Origin of the sequence: Chitinivorax sp. B (assembly GCF_005503445.1) — a bacterium.
Lineage (GTDB): Bacteria > Pseudomonadota > Gammaproteobacteria > Burkholderiales > SCOH01 > Chitinivorax.
Window position 1 is genome coordinate 1 of sequence record NZ_SCOH01000131.1, and the last position, 1,952, is coordinate 1,952.

A 1,952-nucleotide genomic window follows, 5' to 3' on the forward strand; every position below is an offset into this window, starting at 1 on the left:
TTGATGCCATTATCCCAATACTGCCCCGGGAAGCGCAGGTTATACACGAACTGGCTGCCGTTCTTGTCGGCATCCTGATCCGGCAGGGTGTTGCCGAAGGCTTCGCTTTCCCAACGCCAGATCAGGCATTTGTTGAACGCGTCGTAGATGGCGCGTGGGGTGTTGAGGTGGTCGGCGTAGACGTGGTAGATCAGCGGTTTGCTGGGGTCGCTGTTGTTGGGGCGCACCACCGCAATCGGGGTGTCGCCCAGCCAGAGGTGATCCTGGGTCGGGCTTTGCGTGGCCGGGTCGGCGTGTTCCGCCAGCAGGTGGCCGGCTTCGTCGTAGATGAACTGGATCGGTTTGCTGTTGGCGGTCTTGAGAGCCAGTTGCCCTTGCGCGTTGTAGAAGAAGCCGCTGACGCTCTGGCCGTTCTTCAAGGCGAAGCGGGGTGGCCGGCGTTACAAACCACCAAGGCGGTACTGGAGAGCTTGATGTTAACGCACGCTACCGACCATTTCAGTCGGCAGGCTGGCCGCTAAAAAAACAAGCCCGGCTAAGCCGGGCAAGGGGGATGACCTTATCTCAAATCCGCTAACGGGTGCTGAACCAGCCTGATCGGCTCACCCTGAAGAACCAGGCCTGAGGCGGCCGGCGACAGATCAATCACGCTGACCCCAATGATTGGGTGACCCCATTGGTTGGTTATTTACTTTTTTCCTCAAACTCTATTAGCATAGCCTCGATTTGCTGACATTCCGTGGCATCAGGCTCAACCCCTCCACCATCACGAATTCCCTTGAGCAAATAATACTCTATCTCTGAACGTATTACGCCACGTTGTAAGATTTGAATATATTTTTTCAAGTAGCGGCGTCTGACTTCGCTCAGAGTGAACGTGCCTGCTGCTAAAAATTTAGCATCGGCAATGGCAATTTTATCTGGCGGCCAGTCCGCACTTTCCTCTGCAATGTCATTTAAAGCCATGCTAAGCCCCTTCTTGGCATTCGCTAGCGACTTTTTTTCTATTTGCTCTAAGAATCGCGACGGCATTCCTGGTGGGGTCGTTGGGTATTTTGGTGCATACCACTCAAAGTAGCAATCAAGAAAAACTTTTAGCGCTTGATAGTCACTGTTAGAAGTTGATTTATTTGCCATATCTATTCACAAGTACATCTATCAGCCCGAACAGGAGTCCCAAATTCAGCGTTGGCTGCTGGGATGTATTGTAACGGACCGAGTGGATTCAGTGGGCTAATGCCGTTAATCATATTTCTGGAAGACCCTCCTTCACTTTGCGGTCCTCCATTAATGTCAATTAACTGCTGTTCTCTTCCTCTAATTGCAGAGTAATTTGTAGATGACTTATCTAAAACTGGAGGGAGAAATCCCTCTGCATTCAAATGTGGCTGGCCAGCTGCTCGATCCTTAATATTGGTTTCCGGGTCATTAGTTCCTGAAGTTCGACCACTATAACATTGTCCTGTTAGTGGATTGTAACGTGTATATGTCTGATAAGTCTTTTGCTTAGTTAGGTCATTCAGTGTTTTGGTAAGCCTTTCCGCCAACTGTCTTTGTGCTTCCGCTGATGGACTGGGCACGCCAGGCACAGGCATCACAGGGGGAGGCAAAATAGCAGGTACCAATCCTGTAGAATCACTGAGGCTGAGCGGATTTCCAAATATATAGGCGTAAGTATTCAACCCACCCTGCAACCCAATCGGATCACTCTGAATGTATCTGCCGGTGTCCGGATTATAGGTCCGATACCAGTTATGACTGAGCTTGATGCCATTATCCCAATACTGCCCCGGGAAGCGCAGGTTGTACACGAACTGGCTGCCGTTCTTGTCGGCATCTTGATCCGGCAGGGTGTTGCCGAAGGCTTCGCTTTCCCAGCGCCAGGTCAGGCGTTTGTTGAACGCGTCGTAGATGGCGCGCGGGGTGTTGAGGTGGTCGGCGTAGACGTGGTA

3 protein-coding genes are annotated in these 1,952 nt (G+C 51.4%); all 3 read right to left on the bottom strand.

What is annotated here, in order from left to right:
• Positions 1-419: RHS repeat domain-containing protein (locus FFS57_RS24730; protein ID WP_137940486.1), on the bottom strand; the 419-nt coding region annotated here is incomplete at its 3' end.
• A 265-nt stretch (positions 420-684) separates the two neighbouring features.
• The gene (locus FFS57_RS24735; protein ID WP_137940487.1) at positions 685-1,137 is read right to left on the bottom strand and encodes a hypothetical protein; all 453 of its coding nucleotides are present in this window, start codon (positions 1,135-1,137) and stop codon (positions 685-687) included.
• 2 nt (positions 1,138-1,139) lie between these two features.
• The coding region (locus FFS57_RS24740; protein WP_283204936.1) for an RHS repeat-associated core domain-containing protein at positions 1,140-1,952 on the bottom strand (813 nt) is incomplete at its 5' end.

Coding starts and splice junctions, on each gene's coding strand:
- FFS57_RS24735 (WP_137940487.1), bottom strand. CDS start 1,137: ATGGCAAATAAATCAACTTCTAACAGTGACTATCAAGCGCTAAAAGTT.